The following is a 3,964-nucleotide window of genomic DNA, read 5'->3' as shown; positions in this document are numbered from 1 at the left end:
ATTTATAAAGATATTTTTTTTTCAAAATATTTGTAATAAAAAGCATTATTTTTTTTTTGTTTTTTGTAAAAATAAGAGAATTTTTTTTATGTGTTATAATTTATCTCATAATAGTAACCCATCCTTTATATATCCGGGTACTGAGAAGAGGATTAAGGGTATTAAATTTTACGATAGATTCAAAAAAGTAAGTTCCCGATTCTAGATCTGTTCCGCCCTGTTCTATTCCTTTCCATTTTATAAGAATCCCGTTTTCACTATTTTCAGAATTATAATGGTAGAGACATATTCCTACTTTATGAAATACTCTAAATTCTATAGAGGTGACGAACCGTACGCACTTTGTTTTTTCAAATTCATCCAAAGATTGTCCTGAAAAATAATAGGGTGTGAAGACGTCATTTTTTCCATCATTATTAGGAGTAAAGATGTTGGGAAAATATATGTAAGGGCAATTATCTTGGCAAATGGATTCGCTGAGGGGGCTTTCATTTCCGGAAATATCAGTTGCAGATATTTTATAGCATCCTTTCAAAGAAGACGAAGAATGAGTAAAGCTTTGTTCTGTTTGTTCTTTTGCAAATTTTATGGATGCTATGCTCTTAAAGGGTTGTGTATCATCTTCTGCCCAATACAATGAATAGTCATGTATATCATTACTTTGGCAGTTACTTTGTGAGTTATTTTTCCATACAAGAATATTGGAAATGTTTTGAATTTGGCAATCTTGTTCTATTCTTTCTTCACAGGGAATATTATTTTTGCTAAAATGAAATGCGCTGGGTGTACAGGGAGATGTGTTGTCTTTTAAAAAAGAACACGCAATTTGGGATTTATTTATGAGGGGTTCGTGTATATTTTTATTTTGATATGCTCCCATGGTTTGGACGTAGTAACAGTATTGAGTAGATGGATCTAAGGGTATAGTATGAGTTTTTCCTGAGTCGATATATATAAAACCGTTTTTAGAGACATCTACTTCGGATATTTTCACTAAACTATCGGGATACTTTGATAGAACTTGGTTGCGAAACACAGAATGAGGGTATTTTTGGTTTTTGAGTATCCATGGTACGTCAGCGTTCCATTCTAGTGTGAAAGAAGAGACATTGAGATTTGGTTTTATTTGTAAAAAAACAGAAGAAGCAATGGCAGAAGAGTCACGTATTTTTTTATATTTATCCAAGAGAAGTACTTGGTATTGGTATATTTCTTTATTTGTGTTTAAGAGGGTATCATTCAAGAGAGTATCGGCAGAAGTTTCGTAAAAAGAGGCATCTTTTGTTGACTTACGTATTACTTTATAAGAATAGGGGGTAGGTAATTGATTAGAATCTACTTCAAAGGGTTGTATCCATTGTACCGATATCTTTCCTCTGAGAGAATCGGTTTTAACAATGTCTACATTTGTTATGATAGGAGCATTAGCAGGCATTGTGATACATATTTCTGTTGATGGGGGGCTAAAAACAGTGGGTGATTCAGAAAAAACTGCTACTATTCTGTAACAGTAGGTTACGATGGGAGCGAGTTTTTTTTTATCCCAAAAGATGGTATCCGTAGCAGGTACGGTTTGTAATAATTCGTATTCCCCTGCTTTGGGAATACCCGTTTCACAATTTTTTGGTGTGTATGGGAAACTACCCTTCCTTCTCCATATTTGTAATGTTTTTGCTTGCGGGCAAAGGTACGGATCCCATGAAAGTTTTACAGAACGTGGTGGCGATAAAGTTGCTTTTAGATTTTGTGGAATGGGGGATACAATCTGAATGTTCCATGCTTTTATGTCTGTAAGTATGCTATAGGTAGTATCCCATGCTTCAAAGATGAAAGTATATGGGTTGAAGCGTATATATGGGCAGGTTGTTTTCCATGAAAAAGATATTTTTTCATTGTTTATATTCCAAAAAGGAGCTGATGAATAGGCAGGAAGGTTATGAAAAACTTTTAAAATCGGGGATTGGGAATTGGTTGCTGTAATGACTTTTTGTATACTATTTGGAACTATAACACATGTATCTGATGGTATTTTTAAAAATGGGCGCTTGTTATCCGACGTATCTATATATATGAGCATATCCCGGGTAACGTATCCAGTATTTTTCCATGTATTATCTATTTTTGTCCATTCTAAAAGACGAATGGTAAGAAGATATACTCTTTCACCAAACATTATATCTGTTTTATCACCGGGGGCATCCCATTGAATAATTCCGTTTGTGGGGTTTATTTTACAAAAAGGGGGGGCATCTTTTTGTTCATTCCCTTTGTTATAATCTGTATAAAAATCTTTATTATCAGGAAATTGGTATTGTGATACAGGTTTTTCAAAAGCAGATTGTGACGGGATGAGCATACAAGACAAACTATCTCCATCGGCATCAAAAATTCCTGGATTATGAAAAAAAGAAATGCCTACATATCCTCTATTAAAGGGAAATAATGTGAAAATTGGACTATTATTACGTCTTTTTTTTGTTTCGTATTCTCTATTTATTTGTATTTTTGCTTCTATATAAAAAGTATTCGCATTATCGTGGTATGCATTTATAACATTCGCTCTATTGTCTTCGCTATATCCTACAATATATGTTCTATAGGTAGGATAGGTATGTTCAAAAATAAGGGTTGTTTTTTGCATATTCCATGTTGGTATGGATTCTTGTTCAATAGAAATAGCATCCTCTCTATGAAGCATAGTACCATCGCCCAAATATAATGCCCCACTACCAAATGATGCGTGACCTCGCGTATACCCTATAACAGTTATTTCATAGCGAAGACCAGTTATTTGTTTAAAAAAGATTTCCCCTGCTCTTATGTGTCTCCCATACACAAAAGTTCCCAAACTAGTGTACAGTAAAAATAAAATAAATAGTTTTTTCATATTTAAAAAATAAAATGTATTGTAATACTATTATTTTAAAAGGAGAGTGTCCAAAAAATCACTTTCTACACACTTGTAGTTTTATAACTATTTGATTACCAATAGGTTTTAAATTAAATATTTGTATAAAAAGCATTATTTTTTTTTGTTTTTTGTAAAAAAGAGAACGTTTCATCAACGCTCTCTTTTCGTTTTTTATTGTAAGTTATTCCTTATCTTGTAATTATTAATCTTGGTAAAGTGGTCTTATACTCTGTCCCATTTTTATATCTCCAATGAAAGCTAAACTGAAACGTATCCGTTCCATATGGAGGTTTATTAAGATAAAAAGACATATTTGCAGCTAATAGATTCCATTTTATACTATCATTCGGACTGTATATACTCTTTACCTTATGTATGCTATTTATATTATTAAAATTAGATACTGTTAATCCATTCCATACGTCATAATATTTACCTGTATATTTACCAAGTTCATGGTATTCTCGTAAAATCATTCCCGCACTTTCTAAAGATACAGTTGCTATATCATCCATATAATAGGGATTGGCAGTATGAGATTCCAAATACTTTCTATCAGCAGTGATATGTATATAATCCAAAGTATCTGCTACTGCTAATTTGAAAAACTGCTGTTCTATTCCTGGTATCTTTATGGTATCTTTATGGTATTTTCTCAGGGCATCCCATTCTGATATCCTGTTTTCAAAAGAAACCAGATACTCTTTACGGTTAGCTATGACTGAACTACTAAATGGATTAGAGTTAAAATAACGATTACAACCATCACATAAATCAAACTCAAATATAAGTGTGTAAGGTACTACAGTATATTCAGAATTTATTGGTACTCCAAAATTTCCATTATCTACAGAATAACTTATACTGGTAATATCATACCTCAATGAAGGTCTCGCATAGATATACTGGGCTATAAATGCTTTATCTGTAAGATCAGGTGGTCGTGGAGAGCAACAAACTAGTGTCTCACAACTATAATATATCCCCATGCTTATAAGGATGGACACAAAAGTAACTTTTGTTTTTTTTATTTTCATTGTTTTTTATATGTTT

Annotated in this window: 2 protein-coding genes; both read right to left on the bottom strand. The window is 32.5% G+C overall.

Annotation, left to right across the window (positions count from 1 at the left end; genetic code table 11):
* Positions 1–100: 100 nt before the first annotated feature.
* Positions 101–2,887, bottom strand: a complete 2,787-nt coding sequence (locus tag QM536_09530; GenBank protein ID MDI9357250.1) for a gliding motility-associated C-terminal domain-containing protein — start codon at positions 2,885–2,887, stop codon at positions 101–103.
* A gap of 212 nt (positions 2,888–3,099) precedes the next feature.
* Positions 3,100–3,948, bottom strand: a complete 849-nt coding sequence (locus tag QM536_09525) for a hypothetical protein (protein ID MDI9357249.1) — start codon at positions 3,946–3,948, stop codon at positions 3,100–3,102.
* Positions 3,949–3,964: the final 16 nt, after the last annotated feature.

It is taken from the genome of Chitinophagaceae bacterium (assembly GCA_030053935.1).
In the GTDB taxonomy this organism is placed as follows: Bacteria; Bacteroidota; Bacteroidia; order Cytophagales; family JASGCU01; genus JASGCU01.
Note: the sequence above shows the minus strand (reverse complement) of the source record. Positions and strands in the feature narration are given on the sequence as shown.